Origin of the sequence: Cellulomonas septica, assembly GCF_012396155.1 — a bacterium.
Taxonomy (GTDB): Bacteria; Actinomycetota; Actinomycetes; order Actinomycetales; family Cellulomonadaceae; genus Cellulomonas; species Cellulomonas septica.
Genome location: NZ_JAAXOY010000420.1, coordinates 1 through 3,180, shown reverse-complemented (window position 1 = coordinate 3,180; position 3,180 = coordinate 1). Strand labels below are relative to the sequence as shown.

General features: G+C 73.3%; 4 protein-coding genes. 1 reads left to right on the top strand and 3 read right to left on the bottom strand.

The features are described from left to right. The coding region (locus HGA02_RS14280; RefSeq protein WP_168679631.1) for an aldo/keto reductase at positions 1-837 on the bottom strand (837 nt) is incomplete at its 3' end. A 221-nt stretch (positions 838-1,058) separates the two neighbouring features. Between HGA02_RS14280 and HGA02_RS14275 the strand changes: the two genes are divergently transcribed. Then, entirely contained in the window at positions 1,059-1,403 is a 345-nt protein-coding gene (locus HGA02_RS14275; protein WP_013771102.1) for an RNA polymerase-binding protein RbpA, read from the top strand. A gap of 27 nt (positions 1,404-1,430) precedes the next feature. Here the strand turns inward: HGA02_RS14275 and HGA02_RS14270 are convergent, their stop codons facing one another. Further along, on the bottom strand, positions 1,431-2,219 hold the full coding sequence (locus tag HGA02_RS14270) for a polyprenol monophosphomannose synthase (protein WP_168679629.1): 789 nt from the start codon (positions 2,217-2,219) through the stop codon (positions 1,431-1,433). After that, positions 2,216-3,180: apolipoprotein N-acyltransferase (lnt, locus tag HGA02_RS14265; RefSeq protein ID WP_168679627.1), on the bottom strand; the 965-nt coding region annotated here is incomplete at its 5' end. The genes HGA02_RS14270 and lnt, both read right to left, overlap by 4 nt.

The following is a 3,180-nucleotide window of genomic DNA, read 5'->3' as shown; positions in this document are numbered from 1 at the left end:
GATGACGCTCGTGACGGCGGGCTGCGCGGCGAGGCCGCCGAGCGCGAGGGTCGGCAGGTCGATCCCCCAGTCGGCGGCGAGGCCGGCGAGGGCCTCGATGCGGTCGAAGTCCGCCGCGGCCAGCCGCTGCGGCATGCGCGTGAGGCGGCTGCCCTCCGGTGCCTCGGCACCGCGCCGGTACTTGCCGGTCAGCAGCCCCGACGCGAGCGGGACGTACGGGATCAGGCCGACGCCGGTCCGCTCGAGCGCCGGGACGAGCTCCGCCTCCGCACCGCGGTCGAGCAGGTTGTAGCGGTTCTGCGCCGACACGAACGGCGACGTGTGCGTCGTGCGCGCCGTCCAGTCCGCGTCGACGACCTGCCAGGCCGCGAAGTTGGACGACCCGACGTAGAGCACCTTGCCCTCGGTCACGAGCTCGTCGAGCGCCGCGAGCGTCTCCGCGATCGGGGTGACCGGGTCGGGTGCGTGCAGCTGGTACAGGTCGATGCGGTCGGTGCCGAGCCGCTGCAGCGACCCTTCGACGGCGCGGCGCACGTACCGTCGCGAGCCGCGCGCACCCCAGTCGGTGCCGTAAAGACCGCCGACGTCCATGCCGAACTTCGTCGCGACCACGACGTCGTCGCGTCGGCCGCGCAGCGCCGCACCCAGGAGCTCCTCGCTCTGCCCCGGGCTGCCGCCGTAGACGTCCGCGGTGTCGAAGAAGGTGATGCCGGCGTCCAGGGCGGCGTCGACGAGCGGCCCCACCCCTTCCGGCGGTAGCGTCGCCCCGAACGTGTTGCAGCCGAGTCCGGCGACGGACACGGTCAGCCCGCTGGCCCCGAGCTGGCGGAAGGACATGGGCGGCGGGGTCTTCGTCGTCACCCGCAGCACTCTACGTCCCGGTCAGGCAGCGGCCACTCAGCAGAAGAACCGGGTCGCTCGGGTGCGGTCCCTCTCCCCCGTCGGCGGCGGCCGTTCACCAGACCTTCACGGGTGGCTGGAACACGGAGAGGTCCCCCGCCGTTGACAACGGTGGAAGTTCTCACTCGACGGCCGGAACCCGGCACGGAGGTCCCCTGATGGCAAACCGGTCCCTGCGCGGCATGCGCATCGGGTCCCACAGCATGGAGACGGACGAGGGCGTCGACTTCGCCCCCCGCCTCCAGGCGCACTACGACTGCCCCAACGGGCACACCATCATCCTGCCGTTCTCGGTCGAGGCCGACGTCCCGGTGGTGTGGGAGTGCCGTTGCGGCGCCGAGGCGCTGCTGCGGGACGCGTCCAAGCCCGAGGCGAAGGCGGGCAAGCCCGCCCGTACGCACTGGGACATGCTGCTCGAGCGCCGCACGATCGGCGAGCTCGAGGAGCTCCTCGACGAGCGCCTGGGTCTCCTGCGCGCCGGGAAGCTGCGCCGCAGCGCCTGACGCCCCGCGCCGAGGCACGCCCCCGCCTCAGCGCACCCGCGCGCTCCGCGTCCTGCCGAACGCTCCCGCCAGCCGGCGGGAGCGTTCGCGCATCCCCCACCGGGTCACGCTGAGCAGCGCCTCCAGGACGATCGCGCGGCTCATCTTCGAACGGCCGACCTCGCGCTCCACGAACGTGATCGGCACCTCGACGACCCGCGCGCCCGCGCGCACCGCACGCCACGCCATGTCGACCTGGAAGCAGTACCCCTGCGAGGCGACCTCCCCGAGGGGCAGCGACCGCAGCAGGTCGGCGCGGTAGGCCCGGAAGCCTCCGGTCGCGTCGCGCAGCGGGATGCCCAGCACGAGCCGTGTGTAGGTGTTGCCGCCCAGCGACAGCACCTTGCGGTGCGCCGGCCAGTTCACGACGCTCCCGCCGGGCACCCACCGGCTGCCGAGCACGAGGTCGGCGTCGGCCGTCGCCTCCAGCAGCCGCGGCAGGTCCTGCGCGCGGTGCGAGCCGTCGGCGTCCATCTCCACGACGAGGTCGTAGTCGCGTGCGAGCGCCCAGCCGAACCCGGCGACGTACGCGGTGCCGAGGCCGAGCTTGCCGGAGCGGTGCAGGACCGCGAGCGAGCGGGTCGCGTCGGGTGAGGCGGCCTCGTCGGCGGCGATCTTCTCCGCGAGCTCCCCGGTGCCGTCGGGCGAGCCGTCGTCGACCACCAGCACGTCGGCCGTCGGGACGTGCTCCCGCAGCCGCTCGAGGACCACGGGGATGTTCTCGCGCTCGTCGTACGTCGGGATCACGACGAGCACACGTGCCGCGCTGGAGTTCATGCCGCGCTCTCTTCTCGGTCCGGACGGGGCACGCGGCGGGCACCGAAGGCTCCGGCGACCACCATGCACACCGCAAGGGCGTCGACGACGAGGCCCAGCCAGGGGCCGAGCGCCGTCGCCGGTGTCCAGGTGGTGCTCAGGGGCAGGTCCGCGACCATCTGCTCGGCGGTGAACAGACCGGTCTGCTGGCTCACGGACCCGTCCGGACCGATCACCGCGCTCACGCCGACGGTCGAGATCTGCACCGTCGCGCGGCCGTGCTCGACGGCCCGCAGCCGCGACATCGCCAGCTGCTGGGTCGACTCGTCGCTCCGGCCGAAGGACGCGTTGTTCGTCTGGACGACGAGCACCTCTCCCCCGGCGCGCACCGCGTCCCGGACCAGCGAATCGTAGGCGACCTCGAAGCAGATGACGTCACCGATGCCCACGGTGCGGCCCAGACGCTCCGACTCGAGCGGCACGTAGCCCGGACGGTCGCCCGGCAGCATGTCGCGCGTGACGGTGTCGACGGCGGACGAGAAGTTCCGGACGAACGACCGCATCGGGATGTACTCGGCGAACGGCGCGGGATGCTGCTTGGTGTACGTCGCGGTGACGCCCTCTCCCGGGACCCACAGGACCGCGGTGTTGTAGCGGCCGCCCTCGGGCGGGTACTCGACGGTCCCGACGAGCATCGGGGCGTCCACGGCGCTCGCGGCGGAGTCGATGAGGTCGGCGGCGCGCTCGTCGACCTGCGGGTCGATGTCGGTGCCGTTCTCGGGCCACAGGACGAGGTCGAGCTCGCCCGGCTGCACCTGGTCGAGCAGCGCGAGGGTCCCCGTGACGTGGTTGCCGAGGACCGCGGACCGCTGCCCGAACGCGTCGAGGCCGGTCCCGGGCACGTTGCCCTGCACGGCGCCCACACGCAGCTGGCCCGCCTGGGCGGCCGTCGCGAGCGGCACGAGCAGCCCGCCGACCGCGA